Origin of the sequence: Butyrivibrio sp. TB, from assembly GCF_900110805.1 — a bacterium.
GTDB classification, from domain to species: domain Bacteria; phylum Bacillota; class Clostridia; order Lachnospirales; family Lachnospiraceae; genus Butyrivibrio; species Butyrivibrio fibrisolvens_C.
Window position 1 is genome coordinate 52964 of record NZ_FOER01000007.1, and the last position, 26986, is coordinate 79949.

The window sequence follows — 26986 nt, forward strand, 5'->3', positions numbered from 1 at the left end:
AGCTATGGTCTCCTATTATGATGCAGTTCGTTTTTCTTTTTCCCAAGTATTATGAATAAAATGGCCATCAAGCCGAATATAACCGCCAGAAGCCTTATACCGGCCTGGTATCCTATCATGATAGCTGCGGCAAATACAAAAGGGCCTATCATCTCTAACATCTTCTTGGTAAAAGACAGAACCGACAGCGATCTGGAAGCGCCCAAATGCTCTATAGCCGGAAGACTTAGATAATAATTGTTCTGAACGCCAAATCCAAAACTGTCAGCAAGCCCCAGTAATCCTGCACCAAGGAAAGGAAGCAATATGCCTGATCCAAATCCCGGTACAAAAAGACTTACAGCTATCATAAGACTATATACTATATTCATAGTCTTTAAAGACTTGTCTGCAGCTGTTATAAGGAACATAGATAGCATAGGCCCCGCATATACAATGATGATTCCATATATCAGCTGTGCACGTCCTACATCTGTTGTAGATGCTCCCATATTCTGGAAATACAAGGGCAGATAATATGTTAGATAAGATGCAGCGATGCTTGCGGGAGCTATCATAAGTATTACAAATATTATTGCCTGGATTTTCTGAGCAAAAGGAATAGTATCACTTGATAAAAATTTGCCTTCTTTAGTATCTGTATGTAAAGAGTCAACGCCTTTCTTAGCATTATTCGTATTTTTACGAGGAAGGATGGAATTCTCAAGCTTTATTATAAAAAGTGAAGTCATGATCGTAAGAACTGCTGATATGGCAAATACTGTCCTATATCCAAATATATCTGCAAGAATAGCTCCAAGAGCGGATCCGCAGTTCATGCCTGCATATATACCGGCATTAAGAAGTGCAAAGCCAAGGAGCTTTTCTTTTTCATCTTTGCCAAAAAGTGACAGATTCCTAAGAGTCATCCAGCAAAGGCCATACCCAAGGCCTACTACTGCTCTTGACAATATGAACACAGGCAGATTTGGTGATACTGCAGATATAAAGGTTCCAAGTGCAACAAGTATAAGGCCTGACATAAAAGGCAGTTTCCAGCCTTTTCGTTCGAGAATAATAGTAGTAATAAAAATGGCTGAACATGTAAGAAGCGTCTCAGCAGATTGCGGAAGACCTGCTGCCGTGTTGTCAGATATAAAAGAAAGCGGATTTATAAGCTCTTTGGCCATAGTAGGTATGAAAGCTGAAGACAGTCTTGATGCAAAGTAAAACACAAATGAAATCTGCCTTATATAATACAAAGCACTGATCATCTTACTTTGATTATCTTCAACAACAGCCGTGCCAAGTGAATCATCCGTAATAGATGCTTCTATCTTTCTTTGGATGATCCTAAGCATCATAATAACAATCTCAACAGAAAAAAAGATCGAGGTTACAAGTACTGTCAATAAGTCAAGGATTTCATTTCTTAATTCATCGTGATTGTAGGTTCTGTCTATTATGAATTTGATACGCCTTCCGTCTCCAAAAGGAAAAGTATAATTATCCTCTACGGACAACGTACCAATAAGATTTTGATCAGAAGAATGAATGACATTACCATCTTCATCTAAAACCATGATATCGGTTATAGAGAAACTTAGAAGGTGCGTAAGATCACGATCCAAGTCCTCATCAGTTGATCTTTCTGCAACTGTAGTAGCATATCTGATCTTGTCATAAACCTGATAATTAAGGATCTGGTTATGCACGGATATGATCTCAAAGAAAAAAGCCATCTGGATTATAACAAGTACTGTGATCAAAATAGCATTGATATTAACCGCTTCCAGCTTTCCATAAATATTGAACACAGGACCTCTGGCAAAAAAAGCTGCAAGACAAATAATAGCTATAATAGTAAGTATGATCAAAATATTGAAAGGCTCAGTAGTATACTCTGAAGGCTTACCAACATTCAGCACCCAGAGGAAAACTGCAACCAGTATTATCGTTAGCGTAGATCCGGCAAAAAGGTATGCTCTTATCTTATTCATACATAACCTCATCCGATGGTTGGAACTACAGTCTGATCTTTCACAAGTTCATAGAAAGCACCGCCAAGAGCCATAAGCTCGTCATAGGTGCCTTCTTCTTTTATATTACCATTTTCAAGAAGTATTATCCTGGAGCATTGTCTTATCGTTGAAAGCCTGTGTGCTATGATGATCCTGGTACACTTTAGTTTATCAAGAGCATCGCATACATTCTTTTGAGTTGTATTATCAAGAGAGCTGGTTGCTTCATCAAACATAAGTATCCTGGGATTACCTGCTATCGCTCTTGCAATAAGGATGCGCTGCTTCTGTCCTCCAGACATATTGCTTCCGTCTTCTGTAACAAGCGTAGCCATACCCATAGGCATCTTTCTTATATCATCAGCAAGACCTGCTTTCCTGGCTGCTTCCCAGGCATCATCAATTGATAATCCCGGAGCTGCAACAGCAATATTGGAATATATATCTCCTGTAAAAAGAGAACCATTCTGCATTACAGTTCCTATCTTCTGTCTTAAGGATTTTAGATCTATAGAGGATAAATCCTTGCCATCATAGAAGATTCCGCCTTTTTCAGGTTCTTCAAATCCTAGCAAAAGTCTAAGAAGTGTAGATTTGCCGCATCCTGTTTTGCCAACTATAGCCACATACTCTCCGGGCTTAATCTTTAGAGATAGATTGTCTATGACAGGAGGCATCTCGCTGGAATATCTAAATGTAACATTATTAAGTTCAATAGACCCGGACAGACTTTGAATAACCTGCTTGTCCTGACTGATCTCAGGTTCAGTTTCAAAAATAGGCTTTGCCATATCTATTACAGGACTAAGCTTGGCTATAGTGGCAACTGCAGTTGTCAACGAGCTAAGTGCTCCTGATACAAAGGCAAATCCGGTAGTAAAAGCAATATAGTCTGCGGCACTGATTCCGTTTTTATAAGAGATTACGTATAATACTATGGTTCCTATAGTTGACACAGCTGTATTAAGAACCGGGTATATCTTTAGAAATGTTGGCGGATTATAAGCATGACGCAGCATCCTTGCATATATTTCTCCCCATTTGGCAAAAGCTCTTTTCTCTGCGCCGGATAACTTGATCTTATGTATGCCGCTTATCATGGCATAAGAAAGTCCCTGTTCCTTGGCGGAGGTCTCCATGTGCTCTTTGGTTATAGGAATCTGCATGTATACTGCCAGAAGAGTTATCCCTGATTTGATGAGCGTTATTATAAGTGCAGGAATAACTAAAAACGATGCATAAAAACTAATCTGTATCAGGTAGGTCAATGATATGACTGCTGTAAATATCGCTGACAAACCCGAATTAAATATACTGTTGATGATCATGGCGATATATTCACTTCTTCCTGCCAATTCACCAGCACTGAACTTTCTGAAAAAGTCTGAAGGAAGTGATAATATACGCATCATGGTCGCAGCCTGAAGATTGATATCAAGCCTTGTGGATACTCTTACAAGAACTATCTCTTCGACAAGCTTGAACAATATCATACTGATCTGTACAAGAGTAAGAAATACACCTATCGCAAGTAGTGGTATGGTCTGTCCATAATCGATCACTTCACCAAATATTCTCTTTGTAAGTGAAGTTATGATCATACCGGTTATCGTGGTTAACACAAGCATGGTAACATATATAACCACGTCTGATCTATAAATGTTCTCAGCTGCATAGATCATAAGATCATGCATACCGATCTTGCGCATTGGAAGGGGCTTATAGAAAGCGACAGCCTTTTTTTCAATAAGATGTTCATTAAGTGTTGTGACTTTAACCCTTCTGCCTAGCTTATTGTCATAAAAAGTATATCCTCCAAGATGCCCTGGAATAAGAGCAATAACAGATCCATCATCTGATCTTACAGCCAGCATGGCACCTGTAGCATCATCAAACCACTCTCCTGTCAGCTCAACTTCCCTGTGCATGATGCCATGAGGACGAAGGAGGTATTCCATCTCGTCTTCGGGCTTATCTATATTGTTTGGAACTTCCGAAGGAACGATATGATAGAAATACATGATCTCATGCAAAGCTTCCCTTGTGGCAAGCGAATCGTCGCCAAGGATTTCTGACAAGCGCTTACCGGTGACTGCACTTGCAATCCTAAGAAAAGCTTCGTCAAAAGCTTTCTGATCGGCCCTATTTCTTTCTTTTATCTGTTCATCAAACCATCCCATGTGATTCTCCGGATTTGTTTTTTTCTTATGGATGTACTTCTATGTCCCACCGCAAAACTCCGCATATTTGCCCTTCATAGCATAGAGCTGATCGTGGGTCCCCTGTTCTATAATGCGTCCATTATCAAGGACTACTATCTTGTCACAATCACGTACAGTAGATAATCTGTGAGCTATCACTATACAGGTTATACCTCTGTTTTTTATTGCTTTTACAACTTCTTTTTCAGTCTTGGCATCAAGAGCACTGGTTGCCTCATCCATGATTATTATTGTTGGATCCTGAGCAAGTACTCTGGCTATTTCAATTCTTTGCTTTTCACCGCCTGAGAGATCTTTGCCACCTTCGCAGATCCTGTATTTATATCCTCCGAGACGTTTCATTATATCGTCGTGTATCTGAGCATCTCTTGCAGCAAGGATCATTTCAAAATCCTCAATAGAGCTGTCCCACATCTTGATATTAGAAGCTATCGTATCTTCAAAAAGAACAATATTTTGATCTACAACTGCAAGAGACCCTGTGAAAACACTTCTATCTATCTCTTGTATATTTTGACCATCAAATAGTATCTGCCCGCTCCAGGGAAGATACAGACCTGATAGCAGTTTAGACAAAGTTGATTTGCCGCATCCGGAGGCTCCGACTATTGCTACACTTGAGCCTTTATCAATAGTAAGATTTAAGTTTTTGATCAAAGGTTCATCAAGCCTTGAATATCCGAAGGTCAGATCTTTTATGATAATATCGCCGGATAACTTATCATAACTGTGTCCGGCGTCTTCATTTAAGCTATAACTCACAGGGTCATCAGGATATAGAAGTACATCATTCATAAGATTTATATCTGTCTCCATCTCCTGAAATGTCTGCCCTGCAGATATCAAGGTTCTTGCGGGAGTCATAAAAGATGAAACGAAGCCTTGAAATGCAACCAGCATACCCTCTGTAAAAAGGCCATTGATAGTAAGCCATATACCAAGAACCATGATGACAGAATTATTGATCGCACTGATAATAGCCGGAATAGTCCCCATCACATGCTCAAGCTCTATATAGTTTACGTTCTGCTTATTGGCAGCAGCCTGTATCCCTGACCACCTTTCAAAGAAACTGTTCTCAGCTCCGCTTCCTTTTATAGTCTCTATCATGCTGATCCCTGAGACTGTACTTTGATATAATCTTGCATTGTCCATAGCAAGAACTTTGGCAAGATCTACTCTTTTATGAGTTATGATCCTTGATACTGTAAGGTTAATGATAACTGTGACTATGCCTATAGCCGATAATATATAGCTGTATCTGATCATTACAATAAGGTAAAAGATCATCATGCCGCATTGAAGTGCAAGCGGTGATATGACATTAATGAGTCTGGAAGCTATACCCTCATTGGTGTTTTTGCGCTGCTGTATATCACCTGCCATCCTCTGGGCAAAGAACTCCATAGGAAGATGCAGAACCTTCCACATGTATGTCGTGGCACCTATAGATGAAAACTTACCTTCGATCCTTAGGCTGTTGATAGCAGATATGAAACTTACTACGATTAAAACAATTGATATAACAGATAAAGAAGCAATAAAGGGAATGAACCATCGCGGATTATTGCCTGTTAAGATCTTGTCCAAAAAGATTCTTGAGTATCCTGACAGTATGATTCCCGATATGGCTATAATCACAGATGTGATCACAGAAAATGCGATCGCCTGCCCTGTACCTTCTAACCTTTCTTTGATAAAAGAAGATATTTTGAAAGGAGAACCGGAAGGTTCAAAATCTTCAGAAGGCTCGAACATAAGAACAACGCCTGTGAAGCCTTCATCAAATCTGTCCATGGACATTTTAATACGGCCTCTTGCAGGATCGTTGACATAGACTTTGCCGTTCTTAAAACCATTTACAACTATAAAATGATTGAATTCCCAGAAAACTATGCATGGAAAATGACCGTTTTGCCTAAGTTCTTCAGGTTCAAAACGGTATCCTTGTGCCACAAGTCCAAGTTTTCTTGCAGCTATTAGTATATTTTTGGCATTGGATCCATTTCTGGATACGCCGCACATAAGACGCATCTGATCTAGCGGGATCCATTTATCATAGTACGCAAGTACCATGCACAAAGAAGCTGCGCCGCATTCTGTTGCTTCCATCTGAATAGTCATAGGGACTTTGGCAACTTTATGCACAGAAGGCTTATTGATTTTTTTCATATTATGTTTTCTTTCTTGAATTTCATATTCAAGAATGTATTGTCATTAGTTTGTAATAAACGTTATAGGCGCTACGTACCTAGTTGAGCCATCGTCCATAGTTTCTTCAACTCTTCCGAATATCCCCCATACAAGCATGCCTATAAGAATAAGGCATGCACCAAGCAAAATGATCCATATACCAGGAGAGGAAATACGTATATAATCATTTAATTTTTCGGGGGAACCAATCTTCTCGACACTTTTGGGCCTGAAAACACTATCACTCATCTACTACTCCCGTCTCAATTATTTGTTATCAAAGATATGCAATAACAGTCCTATAAACAGGCATTAGAATAATTTAAAGATCCTGAGAATATTGTGACCGTCCTTGTACTCATATATGACACTATCCATGGTCTTTTTTACTATAAAGATGCCAAGGCCGCCAATTTGACGATCTGACGCGCTTAAGGTTGTATCCGGATCCTCTCTTTTAAGCGGATCATAAGGTGTCCCACTATCTATAAAAGTAATATTGACACCGGGAGAATCCTCACTTTTTTCAATCTGCACAGTAACAAGCCCATTACCATCCTCATAGGCGTAATAGGCTATATTAGAAAAGATCTCATCTATTGCAACGTCAATCTGAATCTGTGTCTTAGGAGGACAGCCAAGAGCTTCCAATTCCTCATCTATAAACGAAGTGACAGTATCAAGACATTCGACATTGGCCTTGGTAGTCAATTCCTTCATAATCAACTCCTTTGAAAATGAGAACATTTTCAAAAATATGGCATCAGATCAAATGATCGTAAGGATATCTGAAAAACCTGTTACTTCAAAAATATCCTTAACGGCAGCGCTTACATTTTTGATGCACATAGATCCTTGTTTATTCATTATTTTTTGTGCTGCAAGAAGAACTCGCAGACCTGCAGATGAGATGTATTCAAGATTTTGAAGATCAAAAACAAGTTCTGAGGAGTTTCCGAGCTTTTCCTTAAGCTCTGACTCGAGCATAGGAGCTGTAGTAGTATCAAGTCTTCCATCAAGCTCTACATTCATTTTTCCACCATCGTTAGTTGTGTTGATATTCAGCATAGTATTCCTCCTTATGAGATGCATTATGCAAAAAATATATTTTTGAAGCGGTGTATATGAATAATGTGACTAAAAAATCATATTATATATTCATATCGGTATAATAAAGCAAAAATAGAGAACTAATCTTAAGAATGTAATAAGCAGTTGGTTCATATATGAATGTACAGCTAAATAAATATTACAAATGACCGAAATACAGATGTGTAGTACAGGAGTTTCAAGAAAGGAAAAATCCCATGAGCCTTCTAAAAAGGATTAAAAATGTGCTCATTCCCGAAACTGATGAAAAAATCCATGAACTCTTCGATATGAGCAACATGTCTGCTCTTAAAACTATGGGAATAATCACTGCCATAATCGAAGGGGTTTCTTTAATTATAACATTTATCATCCATATCGAAAATATACATTATGACCAGACAACTATAGTCATGACATCTGTAGTATTCGGATGCCTTCTGACAGCATTTTTTGCAGACCTTTTTGTCAAGAAAAAAATTCACGGTCATTATACAGCTGTTTTGATATCCGGTGTAAGTATAATCGTAATGGCAATCTTTGCCATGTACGTGTCATACATGAATTTTATCGATAACAGACAGGTCATCATCTTCTACGGAGTTAATATTTGCTTTGTATCTTTTTTCCATATAGCTCCTTTGTTCCAGATATTATTCCTTCTGACAGAGCATCTTATCTTCTATATGCTGTTATATAACTATAATGGTGCTAAAGGCGTCATAGCAGTCAATGGAGTTATATATCTGCTTATACTGCTTTCGGCCAGTATCATAAGCTATTATCGTGAAAAAGAGTTCATTATATCAACATATAAAGCCCAGACCATGGCACAGGATATACTGCTAAGATCGTATCAGGATCAGCTCACTGGCCTTCTTAACAGATACGCTCTCGATGCTATTCCAAACATCGAAAAGGGTGCTATCTGCCAGATTGCTATGGCTGACATAGATCATTTTAAAAACTTCAATGACAAATATGGACACCGAATAGGTGATGAAGTATTAAAGGCTACTGCCTCCTCTCTTCTTGATGTATTCAGAAAAAAGGACAGCTACCGCTATGGAGGAGATGAATTCCTTGTTATGACTACAATTCATACAGAAGACGTTTTTAGAGACAGACTTGCAACCTGGGAAAATAAGCTTTCGGAAGTCAGGATCGAGGGCGTGGATGATCCTATTAAAGTCAGCTACGGCGTGGCATCAGGTCGTATTAATAGCCAGGAAGATGTATTTGCCCTTATCAAAGATGCTGACAATAAACTCCAGAATATAAAATCTATAAGGCATAAAAAATAGAGCTATTAACTAATTGTTCTATCTTGTAGAGCGCAATTTATAAAACGCTTTTTCAATATCATTTATATCTATTGGCTTGGTGACATGGGCGTTCATCCCTGCATCAAGCGCTTTTTTTATGTCTTTGTCAAAGGCATTGGCTGTCATTGCTATAATGGGGATTTTGGTAGCATCCTCATGAGAACTTTGTCTTATAAGCCTGGTCGCCTCATAACCGTCAAGTTCCGGCATCTGAACATCCATAAGAATAAGATCATAGTTGTAAGCGGGACTGTTTAGATAAGTATCAATAAGTTTTCTCCCATTGGAGTCTATATGTATGACTGCTCCCTGACGCGAAAGGATCTCTGATAAAATCCCTGCATTTAGCTCATTATCTTCTGCCACAAGGATATTAAGGCCTTTAAGAATGCCGCGATAAGGCTGACTATCAAAACTTTTTGAGCTATCCTTGCTATCCGTGCAATATATACCATCTGGTCTTTCCGTGATCTTTTTTGAGGAGGATACTATATTATTATCATGAGCATCTGAAATTTCCTGCTCCACAGGTATAATTACAGTAAACACGCTTCCCCGGCCCAGCTTACTTTCAAAAGATAAACTTCCGCCCATTATAGTTACCAGATTCTTTATAAGAACAAGGCCAAGTCCGGTACCGCCGGGATCTGACGCATTGTCTTGGTGTTCTCTTTCAAAAGGTGTAAAGATACGCTCTTGGAATTCCTCGGACATACCGCGTCCGTTATCTTTGACAACAAAGATTATCTTATTATCACTACATTTTACAGTAAGTTCGATCAATCCGCCTTTATCTGTATATTTACATGCGTTGGATAAAAGATTTATGAGTATTTGCTTTAAATAGTTTTCATCACAGATGACGTTTCTATGATCAATGTTATCTATACTAATTGTGAAAATCTGATCTTTTTCATTAATAAGCGGATCTATGATGGTTCTTATATCATCAAGGCAGTCTTCTAAATTGAATTCTGCTTTTTTGCAACCAGCAAAGCCGGATTCTATCCTGCTCATATCAAGAATCTCACCTATTATATCAAGCATATAGCTTCCTGATTTAAGGATATTATCTGCATAGTCCTTAACTTTAGAGGTATCTGAGGGAATCTCTTTGATAAGCTTTGCATAGCCCATAATAGCATTTAATGGCGTGCGAATATCATGTGACATTCGATGGATGAACTGTCTTTGGTCACGGCTATAAGCTACTTCCTTATCAAGTTCTTTCTTAAGTCTTTGATTTTCTTTTTCAAGATCAGCCAGTTTAGGATCCACTTATTTTTTCTCCTATTGTTTGAAATTAACTATGTCCTATTTAAGTATATCGTAATATCGTCTTTTTTTAAATATACTGTCGCTTTCGGATGCGTCTATTCCGTCTATTCTTTCAATATGGTAAAATATATGTATTCTATAGTTCTATGCAGGGGGAATATCATGCAGAAAAATATCGAATCAGATACTCAAAAATATTACCAGGAAATGGATAAAGAGAATATACAAAAATTCAGGGAAGTTCTAAACACTCTTCCGGAGTTCTGCAGGGCGTATTTCAGATCAATAGCTGAAAATACCGCTGTAAGAACAAGGCTTGGCTATGCATACGATCTTAGGATCTTCTTCGAATTCTTGCATGAGTCCAACTCATCTTTGGCCAAAATGGATATCAAAGATTTCAAAGTTGAGATTCTTGATATGATCACAAGAGATGATATCGAGGAATACCTTGAATACATAACATTATATGACAAGGATGGCAAGGAATTCACCAATTCCGAGAATGGTAAAAAAAGAAAAATTGCAGCTCTTAGATCTATGTACAATTATTTTTTCAAGATGGATAAGATACAGACTAATGCTCCATCCAAGATCAACACACCAAAGCTGCACGAAAAAGCGATCATCAGACTTGAGCCAAACGAAGTTCAGAAGATGTTGGATATCGTAGAAGACGGCAAAGAGCTTACAAAGACTCAGAAAAGATTCCATGATAAGACCAAAGTCCGTGATACAGCTCTTGTAACTTTACTTCTTGGAACGGGTATACGTGTATCAGAATGTGTAGGTCTTGATATTGATGATATAGATTTTAATACTAATGGTATCAGGGTTCATAGAAAAGGTGGAAACGAATCAATCGTATATTTCGGTCAGGAAGTTGAAGAAGCGCTTAAAGCTTATCTATCCCAGCGAAATCTGATAGTAGCAAATTCCGGTCATGAAGAAGCTCTATTCCTATCATTACAGAATCGAAGGATCACAGTTAGAGCTGTTGAAAATCTTGTCAAAAAATATGCATCGAACGTAACTACTCTAAAAAAGATAACGCCTCACAAGCTTCGTAGTACTTTTGGTACAAATCTTTATAATGAAACGGGTGATATATATCTGGTAGCTGATGTTCTGGGTCATAAGGATGTCAATACAACACGTAAGCATTATGCTGCTCAGAGCGATGCCAACAGGCGTCTTGCAGCCAAAATGGTGCACCTACGCGGTGAAAACGACGTGGATTCTGAGTATTGATTAGTTTTAGTAATTAACTAAAAACCCCCAAGAAAACTTAATCTCTTGGGGGTGGATGTATTTATAAATCAGATGCCTCGATCTGCTGGCCGTCTCTCCAGATTCTTTCAAGGTCGTAGAACTTTCTGTTCTCATCGTCGAAGATGTGAACTATGATGTCGCCGTAGTCCATAAGGATCCACTTAGCGCCTTCGTAGCCTTCGATATCCTTAGCTTCGTAGCCTGCTCTTCCAAGAGCTTCATCTACGTGATCTCCAAGAGCCTTGACCTGCTTGGTGCTTGATCCGCTTGCAATGATGAAAAGATCAGCCATTACTGAAACTTCGCTTATATCAAGTACTCTTACGTCTTCTGCTTTTGTGTCATCAAGTGCCTTTATGGCAAGTCTTGCCATTTCTTTTGACTTTTCTGTTATATTACTCAAATTAATTCACCTTTCTAAAACAAATGATTAAAATCTGCCTTCGGTTACAAAATATAGAATTGATGGAAGGCTGACACATTAAATATCGTTTGTATCTTTATAATTTTCCTACAATATCTGCATAAAACTCATAGGTCTTGATGGTCATAGGATCCATTTCATCGTCCTGGCCTCCCAGATAATCAAGTGAGTTCTTTAAGATATGGTATACTGCCCTGTCAAGATCAGAAAGAGCTTCTTTTCTAATGACGTCCATGTCTTTAAGCATCTTTCTGTTAGGCTCTATAAAATCAGCTGTGAAGATGATCTTATCGAGCTTTGTCATATCAGGACGTCCTGTTGTATGATATCTTATCGCATCAAGAATATAGGGATCATCTATGTCATATTTATGTCTTGCAAGACACATTCCTGCTTTGGCATGTATGAGCTTCTTGTTCCTCATCTCGATATCAGTTAGCTCAACACCATACTTTTTACATATCTCTATCTGCTCACTGTGAGGTATGCACTTGGCACAGTCATGAAGCATTCCGGCTATAACAGCTTTCTCTATATCTTCATCGAACACAAATGCCATATTAGCTGCTGTATATGCGACTCCAAGAGTATGATCAAATCTGTCCTTTTTAAGGACCTTTTCCATCTCAATACGATATTTCTGAGATGCTTCTATAATTTTCATTGATGAAACAAGATCCTTTCTTATGGCGCTATTTTGTCTGGAGCTTCCATGATGTCATCTTCGCATGCACCATTTTCTGAATAAAGCCCCTTTAATGCTATATACTCTATACAAGCATCAGGCAGCAGGTACTTGATCGACTTATCTGCTCTTACCCTGTCTCTTATCATGGTTGATGATATTCCAAGTCTTTCCATATGTATAGATTCTATCCTTGCTTCAGGAACCATGGTCTGAAGTTCTTTGATCCTTGTCTGCAGGTTCTCTTCATCAGTATCATCACGTACTGCAGCAAGTATAGTACAAGCTCTTAATACATCTTCAAAACGAACCCACTTATCGATCATATTGAGAGTATCTGCGCCAACAATGAAGTAGAGTTCATCTCCCGGATACATATCTGAGAGCTGTTCGAGAGTCTCAATTGTATATGTATCACCTGGTCTGTCGATCTCTATTCTTGATACCTTGAAGAATGGATTATCTTCAGTAGCTTTTTTTACAAGCTGATATCTGATCTCGCCGCTTGGTATATCCTGGCCTTTCTTAAAATACGATTCTCCACTTGGAATGAAGATAACCCTATCGAGTTTAAACTGCTCTCTTGCACATTCTGCAATAAATAAATGAGCATTATGAATAGGATTAAATGTTCCGCCTATTATTCCAATACGTCTTTTTTCCATAACTAGCCATCCTTTTTTATACTAATACATTCCTGTATCACTGATTTATAAATATGTATTACAGTATATGAAACTCAGGAATGCATTATATTATTTTTTAAGTAAAGGACCCGTGCCTACTTATGTTTATTGTAGCACAATGTTAGTGCTTGATTTATTAAGATCAGATTAATTTTCCAAGAATAGAGATATGCAAAAACATAAGTATATTATTATTTTCTTGGAAGGATGATCTCAGGATTTTCCTGAAATCTCTTGTAAAGAACAACCTTACGTCCGATCACTTCAACAAGGTCTGATCTTGTACGCTCAGCAAGCATGATTCCTGCTGTCTTAACATCTTCAGGACAGTTTTTTAAGATTGTTATCTTAATAAGTTCTCTTGTATTAAATGCCTCTGATACAGCTGTTATTACTTCAGGAGAAACAGCACTTTTGCCTACCTGAAAGATAGGATCAACTGTCTGGGCAAGGCTTCTTAAATAAGCTCTCTGTTTACTTGTAAACTGCATATTATATTCACACTTTCCAGGCTGTAACAGCCTTCTACATAATCAATAAAACTCTAACGATGATATGAAATTGGTATAGTCATGACAGTATGTCAAAAGACTTAGAAGTTTTCTAATACCAGGCAATAAGACTTATTCATTGTCAAAATCATCCATATCAATGTCATCCATATCAAAATCTGCAGGGTCGAACTCATCTGAAGTATCATCAGGAGACTTGGTGTCTGCATTCCTGTAATAATCAAATGCAAGACCATACATACGTACAGTATCTCCTTCCTGAATGTTAAGTTCTTCAAGTCTGTCAAGGATTCCGTTTTCTGCAAGGAAATTCTGGAAGAAGGCAAAACCTTTTTCAGAATCAAGGTTGGTATAACCAAGCATCTTCTCGATCTTAGGGCCTTCTACAACATACTCATGTTCCTTGGAATCATATTCTACTGTGAATGCTTCATTGACAGTCTTAAGCTCAACTTCAGGATCATATTCCTGATCATATACAACAGGCTTTTCGCCAAGTTCTTCAAGATTGGTGCTTACATAATACAAAAGCTCTTTAAGACCCGTTCCTGTAAGAGTGGAAAGAGGGAATACTTTTACACCCTTAGGCTCAAACTCAGCCTTGATCTTATCAACAACTTCCTTGGCCTCTTCTTCTGTAAGCATATCTAGCTTATTAGCTGCGATTATCTGCTTCTTGCTGCCAAGATCAGAATTGTAATTGGCAAGTTCCTTGTTGATAGCATATATATCTTCGATCGGGTCACGGCCTTCTGTTGAGGCTGCATCGACCACGTGAATTATCATTCTGGTTCTGTCTATATGGCGGAGGAACTCATGTCCAAGACCTGCACCTTCTGATGCACCTTCTATAAGGCCGGGTATATCTGCAACTACAAATCCCTTTGCATCATGAAGATCAACAACACCAAGCATAGGTGTAAGTGTAGTGAAGTGATAGTTCGCTACCTTGGGCTTTGCATTGGATACCTTGGAAAGGAAAGTTGATTTACCTACATTAGGAAAGCCTGCAAGACCTACGTCTGCAATAACTTTAAGCTCTAATATAAGTTCAAGTTCCTTGGCCGGTTGTCCGGGTTGTGCATATTTGGGCGCCTGCATTGTAGATGTGGCATAATGCATATTACCATTGCCACCTCTTCCGCCTTTTAATAAAATTACTCTGTGATTGTCGCCTGACATATCGGCAATGACTTTGCCGCTTGAGGCTTCTCTGATAACAGTGCCTTCAGGGACTCTTAACACGATGTCCTTACCGGATTTGCCGGTACATCTGTTCTGTCCGCCTTCAGCGCCGTCTTCTGCCTTGTATTTACCACCATAGTGATAATCTGACAGTGTATTAAGACCGTTATCTACCTGAAAGATAACATCGCCGCCCTTACCGCCATCTCCGCCGTTAGGGCCACCTGATGCGACGAATTTTTCTCTGCGAAAAGAAACGTGGCCGTCGCCGCCTTTACCGCTTCTTACATAAATCCTTGCCTGATCTACAAACTGAGGCATTATATACTCCGTTTCTGACCGTCATCACAGAAAATGCATATAACTTCTAGAATCATTTAATTCCAACAGTCTAACAAATATGCCTTTTCCATTCCATCAGTCGAATCTTTTTTCTAAAAAAGGGGCTCCGAACTTATGCGTCCGGAGTCCCCATTAATTGCTCAAAACATGCGCTAAATAATAAATTACTCAGCCTTTTCTACAGGATGAACACTTGCCTGAGTCTTGCTTCTGCCTTTACGCTCAAATCTAAGAACGCCATCAACAAGAGCAAATAATGTATCATCAGAACCGATGCCTACATTAACACCAGGATGAATATGTGTTCCACGCTGTCTGTAAAGAATGTTTCCAGCCTTTACGAACTGACCATCAGCTCTTTTTGCTCCAAGGCGCTTTGACTCAGAATCACGACCGTTCTTGGTTGATCCTACACCTTTCTTATGAGCAAAAAATTGAAGGTTCATGTTTAACATGGCCTATACCTCCTCGAATTTAATGTTCAAAAATTCTTTCCCATACTGTTCATAGATACCATTAACGCCGAGTTCGTATGATTTCATCAAAAGCGTTGCTTCATCAGAAATATTACCGGTCCTGTTCCTGAATGAACAAGTGATAATACCTTTATCTTCATCGGACGATACATCAATCAGATCGCCTGCAAAAGCTTCGATTGAATTGATAGTGTTGATGGTCAGCACCGAGAGCGCTGCACATACAATGTCCTGACCATATTCGGCAAAACCTGCATGTCCGTCACACTTAAATCCCTTGTACCAGCCTCTGGAGTTCTTCTGAATTGTAATGTCTGTCATAGTATATGTCTTTCAGTATGCGTATTAATTACTACTTCTGCTTTACATTACAGAGAGATCTTGTTGATCTTAACCTGTGTGAAAGCCTGTCTGTGACCATTCTTCTTATGATATCCAGACTTTGGTTTGTACTTGTAAACAACAACCTTACGAGCACGATCCTGCTTTACAACTGTAGCCTCAACCTTAGCTGATGCAACGTCGCCAGCAACCTTAAGCTCCTTGTCATCGTTAACAGCAATAACCTGATCGAATGTAACCTTCTCGTCAGCTGCAGCATCCAGCTTCTCAACGTTGATTACATCACCTTCGGAAACCTTGTACTGCTTACCACCTGTAACAATAATTGCGTACATAAGGCACCTCCTTCTTCAAAAAACTCGCTAACTATGGTGATGCTGTCAGATTCAAAATGAATCTTTCAGACATGCTTGTACCTCGTTAAGCGGCATACTCTGATATAATACCCTCTATTTTCTTATTTGTCAATCGATATTTTGTTTTTTCTTCAAAAAGAATATTGTAGGAAGAAGGCGTACAAACCAGAGTTTCATTCGATTGGCCGTACCTACGATATTTGATTTCCACTTATCGTAATTTCGCATATAAATTTCTTTAACTTTCCTGCCTTCTTCTATCCAGTCATTAGACAGACAGTAGGAATAGCTTTGTTCCAGCTTCCATAGCGCCTTGGTCTTGATCTGACACAAAAGATCGTATGGTGGTTTATGACTTTCTATAATATCAACAGATTTAGCCATAGTCCTGACTGTTGATATAATACGCTGCCTACCCATGGGATTGAGTTCACTGTTTTCATCAACCCTGTGATAATACAACCTGTCCTTGATCCAGACAAAAGTACCTTTTTGACATCCGGCTTCTACATTAAAAAGCATGCTTTCAAGAAAATTACCTCTTGTAAAAGAAATCCCTTCTATGAAACTCTTTTTGTAAAGTTTATTCCAAACGACTGCTGCGGCCGGATTGCCCTGTGCAAGGAACTCTTTGAGAAAAGATATATTATCACCAACTCTGTTCATCTCATGCCATATGCTGATCCTGGTATTACCTTTTCTGTCTATGATTCTTTCAAAACAGGTCACAACATCAGCATTATTGTCTTTGGCAGCTTTTAGCATTTTTTCATAAAAGTGACTGTCAAGATAGTCATCAGAATCAATGAATGATATATACTCACCCTTAGCAGAATACAGCCCCGCATTTCGTGCTGCTGCAACTCCCCCTCTTGCCTGATGGATGACATGGATCCTCTTGTCGTTTTTGGCCCAGTTATCGCATATAGAATAGGTCTTATCGGTGGATCCGTCATCAACCAGTATGATCTGGAGATTTTCGTGAGTCTGATTATGAAGTGACTGCAAACATTCCGGGAGGAATTTCTTGTCATTATAAACCGGAATAACAACACTTATCAGATCATTATAAGAAGTTAAGGTTTCTTCTGCCATATTATCCCCCTTCTTAATGCATGGTTATCGCTGTAAAAAAGGAGCCTTTTGATTATAATATAACCAAATAATTCACTATATTGATCAGCAAATGGCCAGATTGTATAGCGTTACATTATTATATCGGCACAAAAAGCATCTTATGACAGGTGTTTTCTTTATTAAATTTACACTAATGTAAGAAAATGTGTTAAAATCTATTTATAAATTATTTACAAGAGCACAAAGCGTGTTATGCTCTGTTTTTTTATTTCAAATCTGTTTCAAAAATACAATAGTAAAAGGATTTTGAAGATGCCTTATGTAAGTTATCAAATGCCGGCATATAGGTCATTTGGTCACTTTCAAAGTGCATTTTTAGTCATTTACTATATATAACAACTTGCCGAGGGGGTTAAGGTAATTATGAATCCGATTAAAGAAATTCAAAAACAAAAATATGCTGACTCATTTAAAGCACTTAAGATCATTCAGCTGATACTGATGATACTCGTTATCATAGTCTACATCATTCTATTTATGTCTGTTCCTGATATGCGCAATTATGTGGAACATTCTAATCTATTAAAAGTAACAAATATCTCACTATTTGTATTGATACTAATTGGCATACTGGTAACTATCTTTGATCTGTCCAAATATGTGCCTGTACTGACTGAATACGAAGAACAGAAAAATAAATCATATCTAGATGCTCTTACAGGTATTCCTAACAGATTTAGCTGTGATCTGGTATTTGAGATGTACGGCGAAGACAGAAAATTAAGTAATGTCGCCTGTGCTGTCATCATCATCAATAACCTTATCGATATCAACAGAGAAAAAGGCCGAATCGCCGGCAACCAGGCCCTTGTAGATTTCTCCTGGATGCTTGAAGATATCAGTGATGAGTACGGTTTTGCCGGAAGAAATGGTGGTAACGAATTCCTTCTTATTGTTGAAAACTGTGATGATCTTAAGATGAAAGAGTTCTTCCAGAAGCTTGATAAGCGTGTATATGAATATAATATGCAGCCTGGCAAAGACTCTATAGAAATAAGCTATGCGTATGTTATAAACAGTACCTTCCATGCAAGCAAGTTCTCTGATATCATTGCAGAAGCTTATAGAAAAATCAAAGAAAACAAAAAGAAACAAGCAAAAGCTCAGTAAGTATAAATTTATAGGACACCTTCGAAAACGTACGGCGCACCTTAAGGGCGTCGTACGTTTTGTAAGTGGACAGACTGAATAATAATATTATTAATCTTTTTTTATTCTGGTGATCTCTGCTATTCCAAGTTTTGTAAAGTCTATAAATTTGCTGCTTACCGGGTCCATGGAAAGTTCGGTGTTAAGAGTATTTTCAAGGAGTTTATAGTCTTTTTTTTCATTCATATTGATAAAATCTATAAGTATCATTCCTGAAAAATTTCGAAGTCGTATCTGGCGGGCGGATTCTATAGCAGCTTCAATATTGATATCAAGGAACAGATTTCCTTTTTTATCGACAGCTTTGCCCGTATTAACATCAATAACATGCATAGCCTCAGTTGATTCGATAACAAGGTATGCTCCACTTGATAGCCATACTTTCTTTAGTGATGCTTTTTCAAGAAGTGTTTGAAGGCCGTAAAGTATATTTATAGATCCGTCCTTGGGCGACAATAGTCTTCCTGTAACTTCCGGATGATCAGCATGAAAAGAGCTTGCATTATACATAGAAAAAAGCTCTGTATCGTCAGTAACAGTCTCCAGATTAATGGACTTTGCCAGATCATCTTTACTTGGAGTGCTTTTATTTGAGCATTTTGTCTCATGGTTTTTCAGGCTTTTTTGCTTCAGATTATAGTATTCAAGGCATCTATGAAGCTTATCGGAAAAATCGCGGTCGCTTGCAGTCTCATAAAGGCAGGTTGCAACCGATCTTGTAGCGCCGATTCTTAGCATTTCATCTATCTTGTCACATAGAAGGTCAACTTCTTTTCTTACAACATCAAAAGGATTAGAGTTTAGTACTCCTTTGTCATGATCAGGCTTGCAAGTTTCATTCTCGATTTTTTTATCAAGAAGATCTTCACATTCGGTTCTTGCTATAAGACCGTAAGTATCAGATATTCTTTCTCTTATAGAGAAGTCGTGCTTTAGTATAGCAATTATATCTTTTCTCTTCTCTTCAGATAGTTTCTTAGAACATCCTATTCCCTTCTGACCAAGGGTAATGGCGGCATATCGTCCGCTTATGGAAAGCTTGGTTGTAAGAACTACCTGTTTAGTCTTGACAGCAGGCTTTTTGACCTGAACAAGAACTATATCGCCGTTTCTAAGTTTGGGTTCATCTTCTGACTTTCTTGAAAGTATACATTCCGGAACTATATCTTTAAGATCAAGATATCCGATATTGTCCTTAACATTGGGGCTGTCTGACTTAAAGCGCACAAACGCTGCATTAATATTCCCGACAATATTCTCAACGTGGCCGGCATAGATATTCCCAACATAATCAGAGCTTCCACTTGTAGTATATGAAAGCTCTAATTTATTATCATCATATAGGCTTACCCTTATCTTTTTGTGAACATGTTCATTTAAAGCAGGAGCATCTTTTCTATAATTATTATCTGTTTCTCTTGTGATCAGTATTTTCATAATTCTTTATAGATTATTTTGTGATTTTTGATAAATTGTTCTATGTTTCCAGTAGTTGCCAAAAGTTTACTTTGACTATTATGTTTTTTCTAATAGTAAATTTAAGCATAAGGAAATAATTCTAAAAAAGAAGAATCTCCTTATGCCACTTTGAATTCTAAAAAAGGAAGTATTTTCTTATGCGCTATATTAAAGATATATTTTATATTTACCTTCGGTATCTGTCATAGGAACTTCATAGGTTCCCTTCTCATCTTCGCCTTTTAAGAATGTATCAACTCTGTGAAGCCTTATAGCATTGGGCTGCATCTGCTGACCTGACTCTCTCATGAAGTTCTCGATTACCATGCCGGGCTTTAAGTGATCAGCACTTCCGGAACTTACAAAGAGGTGAATACATGAGATATTATCATCAAGATTGTTATCAATATATCTGTATTCCGGATCAGAGTATCCTCTAAGGTCCTTCTTGGCTACAACCTCTGCCTTGAAGATAAGAGGCTTCATGTTGATCTGTGTTTCGCCCCTTTTGGTCTTCTTGATGGCAGGAAGTTCATCCTTGGCCATATACTCTTTAAGTTCATCTTCCCAGCCATCGGCAGGCTCCTTCCCTTCACGGAAAGTCAGGATCCACTCTGCTGCATCTACAAGAGTCATTGCCTTCTCAGACTTCTCGTCAAGTATGCAGGCATCAAGGATTTCTATGCCTTCGTTCATAACGCTATTGAGCTGATCGATAAGAGTCTTTATATCAGGCTCAGAATTCATCTGAATATCAAGATACTCTCCATCAGATGTTGCACCAACGCTCAAAGGCTCTGCAAATGACAGGACCTGATGAGGGCTGAAGCCTTCCGAATACTTAACGTCAATATCAGCACGTCTGTTAACTTTCTGAAAATATCTCATAAGGTCAAGGTGCCCAATAAAACGCACCGGACCTCTTTTGCTAAACTTTAATCTGATTTTTGTCATGAATATATACCTTTTAACTTGTAATAAGCGGCGGAGTTACTGATCATCCAAAGATGATCAGTAATCTCCCTTCCGAACATTTCTATTCACGAAATAAAATCATTCATGATTTTATTTCAGGAGTTAATGATCATCCGTGATGATCATTAATCTCCCTTATACCGCATAGCCTACGTCTTTGTCTGTCTTGGGTTCCATGCAGACTCCAACGCCGTACTGTCTTGCGCCGCAGCCCATGCACTGATTTGCGCAGTTCTTGGATATCTTAGCTTGTTGTGATGTATGCCACTCACGAAGAAGGAATGACTTTGTAACGCCGCAGTCAAGGATATCCCATGGGAATATCTCATCATCTGTTCTTGTACGGCTTACATAAAACCAAGGATCTATTCCCAGTTCTTCAAAAGTTTCCATCCATACATCATACTTGAAGTATTCGCCCCAGGCATCGTAGATACAGCCTTTCTCATAAGCTCTGAGGATTGCCTTGCAAAGCTTTCTGTCACCTCTTGCGAATACACCTTCAAGCATACTTGCATTAGCTTCGTGCCAGTTATACTTGATTCTCTTCTGGTTGACCTGAGATCTGATACCTGCTTTAGTTTTAGCTGCTTTTTCAAGGAACTCTTCGGGTCTGCACATAGGTGCCCACTGGAATGGAGTAAAGGGCTTTGGAACAAAGAAACTGGTGCTGGCTGTTATCTCAACAGACTGGCCGTTTCTCTTTTCCTTAGGTACTGTATCAAAATACTCGGCTGCAACTCTGTTACAAATCTCGCCGATACCTGCTATATCTTCATCAGTCTCCCACGGGTGTCCCAGCATGAAGTAGAACTTAACCTTGTTCCAGCCTCCAAGGAAGGCTTCATGAGAGCCTCTTATAATATCTTCTTCTGTGACGCCCTTATTTATAACGTCACGAAGGCGCTGGGAACCTGCCTCAGCAGCAAATGTAAGTGAACTCTTCTTGATATCCTGGACTTTGCTCATGACATCAAGTGAAAAGTTATCTATTCTAAGTGAAGGAAGTGAGATATTAACATGCTTACTTCCGCATTCTTTTAACAAAAAGTCAAGAAGCTGTGGAAGCTGCTCGTAGTCTGAAGTTGACAGTGAGCTTAGTGATATCTCTTCATATCCTGTGTTCTTTAAAAGCTCTACAGCCTGCTTTTCAAGGACTTCGTGGCTCTTCTCTCTCTTGGGCCTGTAAAGCTGACCTGCCTGACAGAAGCGGCATCCTCTTATGCAGCCGCGCATAACTTCAAGAACTATACGATCCTGAGTAGCCTTGATAAAAGGAACTACAGGCTTACTGGGATAGAAAGCGTGGTCAAGATCAGTTACGATATCTTTAGTGATATGTGATGGAATGCCTTCTATTGTAGGAAGCATGGATTCTATGGTGCCATCTTCCTTGTATTTGACTTCGTAAAGGGACGGAATGTACATTCCCGGGATTGATGCAGCTTTGATAAGGAAGTCGCGGCGTGAAGTTCCATCTGCCTTGCACTGCTCATAAAGGTCGAATAGGGCTCTGTAGTGGTTTTCACCCTCACCTATATAGAATATGTCAAAAAAGTCTGCGATCGGCTCAGGGTTGTAGGTACAAGGGCCGCCGCCGATAACGATCGGGTATGTCCAGTCGGTACGCTCTGCGCTTGTAAACGGAATGCCTGAAAGGTCTAAAACCTGCAGTATGTTGGTGTAGCAAAGCTCGTACTGAAGGGTGAATCCGAGGAAATCGAACTCTTTTACAGGGTCCTGGGATTCAAGGGCAAAAAGAGGGATCTTGTTCTCTCTCATGACCTGATTCATGTCAGTCCATGGCGAATAGACACGTTCGCACCATACGTCGTCGTAAGAATTGAACATGCCGTAGAGAATCTGAATACCCAGGTGGGACATTCCAATCTCGTATACATCGGGAAAGCAGAATGCAAAGCGAATCTTTACATCCTTCAAATCCTTGGTAACACTATTAACCTCGTTACCTATATATCTCTCCGGCTTTTCGCAGGAAAGCAAAATATCATCGCTAAGTGCCAGTTTTTCGTTCATAAAATCTCCATAAAAATTGTAGTGCAAAAGTTTTGGGAACCTTTTATCTCACCTATCATACCACATTTGGCTGTCTATTAAAAATAACGGAACAGATAATAATATCCATTCCGCTATAACCTAATGTAAATATTTACTTATGAAGCATCCCTATAATACTTGGCCTGAGCTTCGAACATCTCTGCATAGATTCCTGAAGGGATGTTTATCAGTTCATCATGTGTTCCATATTCCGCAATGTGTCCATCTGAAAATACCGCTATCTTGTCGCAGAATTTGCAGCTTGAAAGCCTGTGAGAGATATAGACTGCAGTTTTTCCACCGACAAGGGTGTGGAACTCTTTGTATACTTCATACTCTGCAAGCGGGTCAAGCGCAGCTGTAGGCTCATCAAGGATCACTATTGGAGATTCTTTGAAAAGAGCTCTTGAGATAGCTATCTTCTGCTGTTCTCCGCCTGAAGGTTCTATACCTTTTTCATCAAAGTACTTGAAAATATTGGTATTAAAGCCGTTATCAAGCTTTTTTACCAGATTCTTTAATCCAACCAGGTCTGTGTACTTGGACATTTTAGCATTACTTGCCTTGTCAAAAGCAATATTCTCGCCCATGCTGAAAGCAAAAAGCTTGAAATCCTGAAAGACAGGTGCTATCTGCTGCATGTACTCTTTATAATCGTATTCCTTGATATTAACACCATCTACTAATATCTCTCCCTCAGTAGGGTCATAGAGTCTGCACAAAAGTTTTATGAATGTGGTCTTACCGGCTCCGTTAAGACCTACGATTGAGAGGTGCTCACCAGATCTTATCTTAATACTTATATCATCAAGTATTTTCCTGTCTGTCTTAGGATAGGCAAAAGAGACATGTCTAAATTCTATCTCGTGATCTTTTTTCTCAATATGCTTATCACCCTTTGGAAGCGCTGCAGGATAATCCATGAAAACGACATACTCATAGGCATAATTACACCTCTTAACAAGCTCTGTAACATTCCATACAAGATTAAATAATGTATTTTCGAGAGAGCCCTCCGCGGTAATAAGCTGAGTGAACACACCTATTCCAAATGCTCCACCTATTGCAAGAAGCGCCACATAGAAGTATGTAAACATACTCTCTGCAAATACAGCTATTTCCAGTAATAAATCATATGGAAGTTCCTTATCTGCCTGCCATTTCCATGTGTCTATCTGCATTTTGGTATTATCTTTCCAGGCATTTAATATGATATCTTTGGCATTATAGAGTCTTATATCTTTTCCATAACGTGAATCTACAACTTCCCAGGCAAAATAGCCAAACATGTTATTAAACTTAGACAGCTTATTAAATGAAGCTACTGCAAATTTGTTGATCTTAGTTGTCAATGCAAAATGAAAAACAGCATATACAGCCAGTATCAACAGTAAAGCAGGTGCATGCAGGATAATAACAGTGGCAAGGCCTGCCATTTTGAATATGTTACCTGCAAACATAAAGACCTGTTCTGCAACTCCATAAACTCCTCCCGAGTACCAGCTCATGCCGGTTTTGGCTTTCTGCAGCTGATCGAGTGCTTCTTTGTCCTCAGTGAGCTGAAAGTCAAGTTCCATAGTCTGTTTGCCCAAAAGGACATCAAAATAACATTCAAGCCTTTCCTGATATTTGCCAAGAACGCTATTACTTTTTTCTATTAGCATTGTTGCTACAAATTCGCCTATTATCAAAACAGCTGCATAAAATATCAGCTTTTTAATGTCTCGCCCGCCGACAATCTCATCTACTATAAGCGGGGATATCATTATGGCAATGAAGGGCTGAGCGATCGAAACAATAGTCTTGATACTCTCCCATGCGAAGAAAAGAGGATATTTCCTTGCTGCAGTGCCGAACAAAACTCGTATAACAGAACTGATTTTATATAATGAGGTTTCTTTTTTGTTATCAGCCAACTTTTTCTACCTCGCTTTCTGCAGTCTCATCTTCGCGATAATACTGAGCCTGGACGTTAAACATTTCTGCGTATTTTCCATTTTGCACCATCAATTCATCATGGGTTCCAAGTTCAATCAATGATCCTTTTTCAAACATAGCAATCCTGTCGCAAAACCTTGTTGATGCCAGTCTGTGAGAAATGTATACTGCAGATTTTCGCCCGATCATTTCATCAAAAGATTCATATAATTTCTGCTCTGCTATAGCATCAAGAGCAGATGTCGGCTCATCAAGTACTACAAACTTACCGCCTTTGTAAAGAGCTCTTGCAAGAGCAAGCTTTTGCTTCTCTCCGCCTGACATATCGATACCATAATCTTCTATGATATTTGTAAGAGGCGAATCAATACCTTTTACCAAAGAATCAATCTTTTCTTTAAGCCCTGCTTCAATTACGCAGTTTAGTGCCTTTTCTTTGTCAAGGTCCTTGCCACTTTGCATAGCTATATTCTCAGCTATACTAAAAGCAAATATTTCAATGTTTTGGAATACAGGTGCAAACAGCTTGTAATAATCTTCTCTTTTGAATCTCCTGATATCTATGCCATTAAGAGTTATGATGCCTCCTGTCGGTTCATACAATCTTAAAAGGAGCTTTATCATAGTAGTCTTGCCTGCTCCGTTAAGGCCAACTACTGCAAGCTTTTCTCCGGCATTTATCTTCAAATTCAGATTTTTCAAGGAGTAATTGTCTGCTTTATAATACTTATACGAAACATTTTTAAATTCGATCTCATAGTTTTCAGCCTCAGGGATCGAGATACAATCTCGTTCATCCATATCAAGGTCAAGATCCAAAAATGATCTGAAGTCATCTACTTCAAGAGAAGCCTTCTTATAATCACCAAATCTCTGTAAAAAGTTTAAAAGTGCAGAAGAAAAAGCCATTGCCAAAGATAAGAACATCGTGAAATTCGACACGGACAAGCCTTTTCTAAATACAGAAACAAAAAGAGTTGTATAGATTAGACCCTTTATTATGACATAGGCTATCTGTACAACAAGAGCATGTTTAAACCAGAGATCTCTGTGAAGGTCGATCTTTTCAATTCGTTCTTTATTAACTTCTTCCTGCTTCTTCGACAGAAAATTACTTAGACCAAAGAGTCTGATATCTTTGGCAAAATCAAAATCCTGAGTAATTCTGGTCATGTATTCTGATTTGCGGGATGCAGCAGATATCTTGTTCCACACCTGCTCCTTATCCGTCTTCACAATCTTTCTGTAATACAGATATTGCAGCACTCCAAGAAGGATAAGTGCTATGATAAGCCTGTAATCAAGAATCAGAATAGCAGCAAAAGTGACAACAAGTGTAAAGGCGTTTGTCAAAACCTGCCTCATTAGTTGCATCATACCCTGTACACCGTTGTCATCAGAATTAGTTGCCCTCGTTGCACGCTCTGCAACGTCAAGTACATCCGGTCTTTCAATAAGCTCGTACCTAAGTGTAACAACCTTTGCAATTCTTTCTGTAAGCATACTCATACGAATGGATATAAGGTTGTACCATACTCTGTTATCAGCCAAAGTTCGTCCGATATTAAGCGCCAGATTTATGCTTCCTGCAACTAATATAAGCTTTGTCAGCTGCCGTATTCCTTCCTCTTTGCTTAATCCCATTTGAATGATATCGATGACGTATTTTCCAAAAATCCCCCAGAAATACAATAAGACGGAACTGCATACCATTCCCAGAATAACCAGAAAGATAACGCCTTTTTTATACTGCCACATCTTTTTCAGGATAAAAACAGTATTGCTCCATATCCCATATTCTTTATGAAGCGGGTTATCTTTGCTTTCTTTAAATTCGCTCTCCATGTTGCCACCCCCTTTTCTGACTTAGAGCAAAAAATAAGA

At 38.8% G+C, this 26986-nt stretch carries 24 protein-coding genes; 3 read left to right on the forward strand and 21 right to left on the reverse strand.

What is annotated here, in order from left to right:
• Nucleotides 1-2: 2 nt before the first annotated feature.
• The 6 genes from BMX21_RS06130 to BMX21_RS06155 all read right to left on the reverse strand — a co-directional run bounded on the left by BMX21_RS06130 (nucleotide 3) and on the right by BMX21_RS06155 (nucleotide 7483).
• Nucleotides 3-1979 carry an MFS transporter gene (locus BMX21_RS06130; protein ID WP_177173950.1) on the reverse strand — a complete coding sequence of 659 codons (1977 nt, stop codon included), beginning with the start codon at nucleotides 1977-1979 and terminating at the stop codon, nucleotides 3-5.
• 8 nt (nucleotides 1980-1987) lie between these two features.
• Nucleotides 1988-4180 (reverse strand): ATP-binding cassette domain-containing protein, encoded by a 2193-nt coding sequence (locus tag BMX21_RS06135; RefSeq protein WP_092042432.1) that lies wholly within the window; start codon nucleotides 4178-4180, stop codon nucleotides 1988-1990.
• A gap of 39 nt (nucleotides 4181-4219) precedes the next feature.
• Nucleotides 4220-6394: an NHLP family bacteriocin export ABC transporter peptidase/permease/ATPase subunit gene (locus BMX21_RS06140; protein WP_092042435.1), complete on the reverse strand. Its 2175-nt coding sequence runs from the start codon at nucleotides 6392-6394 to the stop codon at nucleotides 4220-4222.
• Nucleotides 6395-6439: 45 nt separating this feature from the next.
• Entirely contained in the window at nucleotides 6440-6664 is a 225-nt protein-coding gene (locus BMX21_RS06145; RefSeq protein WP_022757080.1) for a hypothetical protein, read from the reverse strand.
• Between the two features lie 63 nt (nucleotides 6665-6727).
• The gene (locus tag BMX21_RS06150; RefSeq protein WP_022753174.1) at nucleotides 6728-7135 is read right to left on the reverse strand and encodes an ATP-binding protein; all 408 of its coding nucleotides are present in this window, start codon (nucleotides 7133-7135) and stop codon (nucleotides 6728-6730) included.
• 48 nt (nucleotides 7136-7183) lie between these two features.
• Nucleotides 7184-7483: an STAS domain-containing protein gene (locus BMX21_RS06155; protein WP_022753173.1), complete on the reverse strand. Its 300-nt coding sequence runs from the start codon at nucleotides 7481-7483 to the stop codon at nucleotides 7184-7186.
• 239 nt (nucleotides 7484-7722) lie between these two features.
• Between BMX21_RS06155 and BMX21_RS06160 the strand changes: the two genes are divergently transcribed.
• Entirely contained in the window at nucleotides 7723-8808 is a 1086-nt protein-coding gene (locus BMX21_RS06160) for a GGDEF domain-containing protein (protein ID WP_092042438.1), read from the forward strand.
• A gap of 18 nt (nucleotides 8809-8826) precedes the next feature.
• On the opposite strand, the gene BMX21_RS06165 is transcribed toward BMX21_RS06160, so the two are convergent.
• Entirely contained in the window at nucleotides 8827-10107 is a 1281-nt protein-coding gene (locus tag BMX21_RS06165; protein WP_092042440.1) for a hybrid sensor histidine kinase/response regulator, read from the reverse strand.
• Between the two features lie 162 nt (nucleotides 10108-10269).
• Between BMX21_RS06165 and BMX21_RS06170 the strand changes: the two genes are divergently transcribed.
• On the forward strand, nucleotides 10270-11358 hold the full coding sequence (locus tag BMX21_RS06170; protein ID WP_092042443.1) for a tyrosine-type recombinase/integrase: 1089 nt from the start codon (nucleotides 10270-10272) through the stop codon (nucleotides 11356-11358).
• 61 nt (nucleotides 11359-11419) lie between these two features.
• On the opposite strand, the gene rsfS is transcribed toward BMX21_RS06170, so the two are convergent.
• The 9 genes from rsfS to BMX21_RS06215 form a co-directional block, all read right to left on the reverse strand.
• The gene (gene rsfS, locus BMX21_RS06175) at nucleotides 11420-11752 is read right to left on the reverse strand and encodes a ribosome silencing factor (protein ID WP_034453803.1); all 333 of its coding nucleotides are present in this window, start codon (nucleotides 11750-11752) and stop codon (nucleotides 11420-11422) included.
• Nucleotides 11753-11879: 127 nt separating this feature from the next.
• Nucleotides 11880-12467, reverse strand: a complete 588-nt coding sequence (gene yqeK, locus BMX21_RS06180; RefSeq protein ID WP_092042445.1) for a bis(5'-nucleosyl)-tetraphosphatase (symmetrical) YqeK — start codon at nucleotides 12465-12467, stop codon at nucleotides 11880-11882.
• Nucleotides 12468-12487: 20 nt separating this feature from the next.
• Nucleotides 12488-13153, reverse strand: a complete 666-nt coding sequence (gene nadD / locus BMX21_RS06185) for a nicotinate-nucleotide adenylyltransferase (protein ID WP_051199571.1) — start codon at nucleotides 13151-13153, stop codon at nucleotides 12488-12490.
• A 212-nt stretch (nucleotides 13154-13365) separates the two neighbouring features.
• On the reverse strand, nucleotides 13366-13665 hold the full coding sequence (locus BMX21_RS06190) for a YhbY family RNA-binding protein (protein WP_022753166.1): 300 nt from the start codon (nucleotides 13663-13665) through the stop codon (nucleotides 13366-13368).
• 132 nt (nucleotides 13666-13797) lie between these two features.
• Complete coding sequence (gene obgE, locus BMX21_RS06195; protein ID WP_092042448.1) at nucleotides 13798-15192, reverse strand: GTPase ObgE; 1395 nt, start codon at nucleotides 15190-15192, stop codon at nucleotides 13798-13800.
• A 185-nt stretch (nucleotides 15193-15377) separates the two neighbouring features.
• Entirely contained in the window at nucleotides 15378-15668 is a 291-nt protein-coding gene (gene rpmA, locus BMX21_RS06200) for a 50S ribosomal protein L27 (protein ID WP_022753164.1), read from the reverse strand.
• Between the two features lie 3 nt (nucleotides 15669-15671).
• On the reverse strand, nucleotides 15672-16010 hold the full coding sequence (locus tag BMX21_RS06205) for a ribosomal-processing cysteine protease Prp (RefSeq protein ID WP_022753163.1): 339 nt from the start codon (nucleotides 16008-16010) through the stop codon (nucleotides 15672-15674).
• A gap of 47 nt (nucleotides 16011-16057) precedes the next feature.
• Nucleotides 16058-16366 (reverse strand): 50S ribosomal protein L21, encoded by a 309-nt coding sequence (gene rplU, locus BMX21_RS06210; protein WP_022753162.1) that lies wholly within the window; start codon nucleotides 16364-16366, stop codon nucleotides 16058-16060.
• A gap of 129 nt (nucleotides 16367-16495) precedes the next feature.
• On the reverse strand, nucleotides 16496-17482 hold the full coding sequence (locus BMX21_RS06215; protein WP_092042450.1) for a glycosyltransferase family 2 protein: 987 nt from the start codon (nucleotides 17480-17482) through the stop codon (nucleotides 16496-16498).
• Between the two features lie 405 nt (nucleotides 17483-17887).
• On the opposite strand from BMX21_RS06215, the gene BMX21_RS06220 reads away from it, so the two are divergent.
• On the forward strand, nucleotides 17888-18634 hold the full coding sequence (locus BMX21_RS06220; RefSeq protein WP_092042453.1) for a GGDEF domain-containing protein: 747 nt from the start codon (nucleotides 17888-17890) through the stop codon (nucleotides 18632-18634).
• Nucleotides 18635-18724: 90 nt separating this feature from the next.
• Here the strand turns inward: BMX21_RS06220 and BMX21_RS06225 are convergent, their stop codons facing one another.
• The 5 genes from BMX21_RS06225 to BMX21_RS06245 all read right to left on the reverse strand — a co-directional run bounded on the left by BMX21_RS06225 (nucleotide 18725) and on the right by BMX21_RS06245 (nucleotide 26947).
• Complete coding sequence (locus BMX21_RS06225) at nucleotides 18725-20110, reverse strand: ribonuclease E/G (protein WP_092042455.1); 1386 nt, start codon at nucleotides 20108-20110, stop codon at nucleotides 18725-18727.
• A 189-nt stretch (nucleotides 20111-20299) separates the two neighbouring features.
• The gene (locus BMX21_RS06230; RefSeq protein ID WP_051199573.1) at nucleotides 20300-21085 is read right to left on the reverse strand and encodes a TIGR03936 family radical SAM-associated protein; all 786 of its coding nucleotides are present in this window, start codon (nucleotides 21083-21085) and stop codon (nucleotides 20300-20302) included.
• 156 nt (nucleotides 21086-21241) lie between these two features.
• Nucleotides 21242-23143 carry a TIGR03960 family B12-binding radical SAM protein gene (locus BMX21_RS06235; RefSeq protein ID WP_092042457.1) on the reverse strand — a complete coding sequence of 634 codons (1902 nt, stop codon included), beginning with the start codon at nucleotides 23141-23143 and terminating at the stop codon, nucleotides 21242-21244.
• A gap of 137 nt (nucleotides 23144-23280) precedes the next feature.
• Nucleotides 23281-25080: an ABC transporter ATP-binding protein gene (locus BMX21_RS06240; protein ID WP_092042460.1), complete on the reverse strand. Its 1800-nt coding sequence runs from the start codon at nucleotides 25078-25080 to the stop codon at nucleotides 23281-23283.
• Nucleotides 25073-26947 (reverse strand): ABC transporter ATP-binding protein, encoded by a 1875-nt coding sequence (locus tag BMX21_RS06245; RefSeq protein WP_092042464.1) that lies wholly within the window; start codon nucleotides 26945-26947, stop codon nucleotides 25073-25075. Before BMX21_RS06245 ends, BMX21_RS06240 begins: the two co-directional genes overlap by 8 nt.
• Nucleotides 26948-26986: the final 39 nt, after the last annotated feature.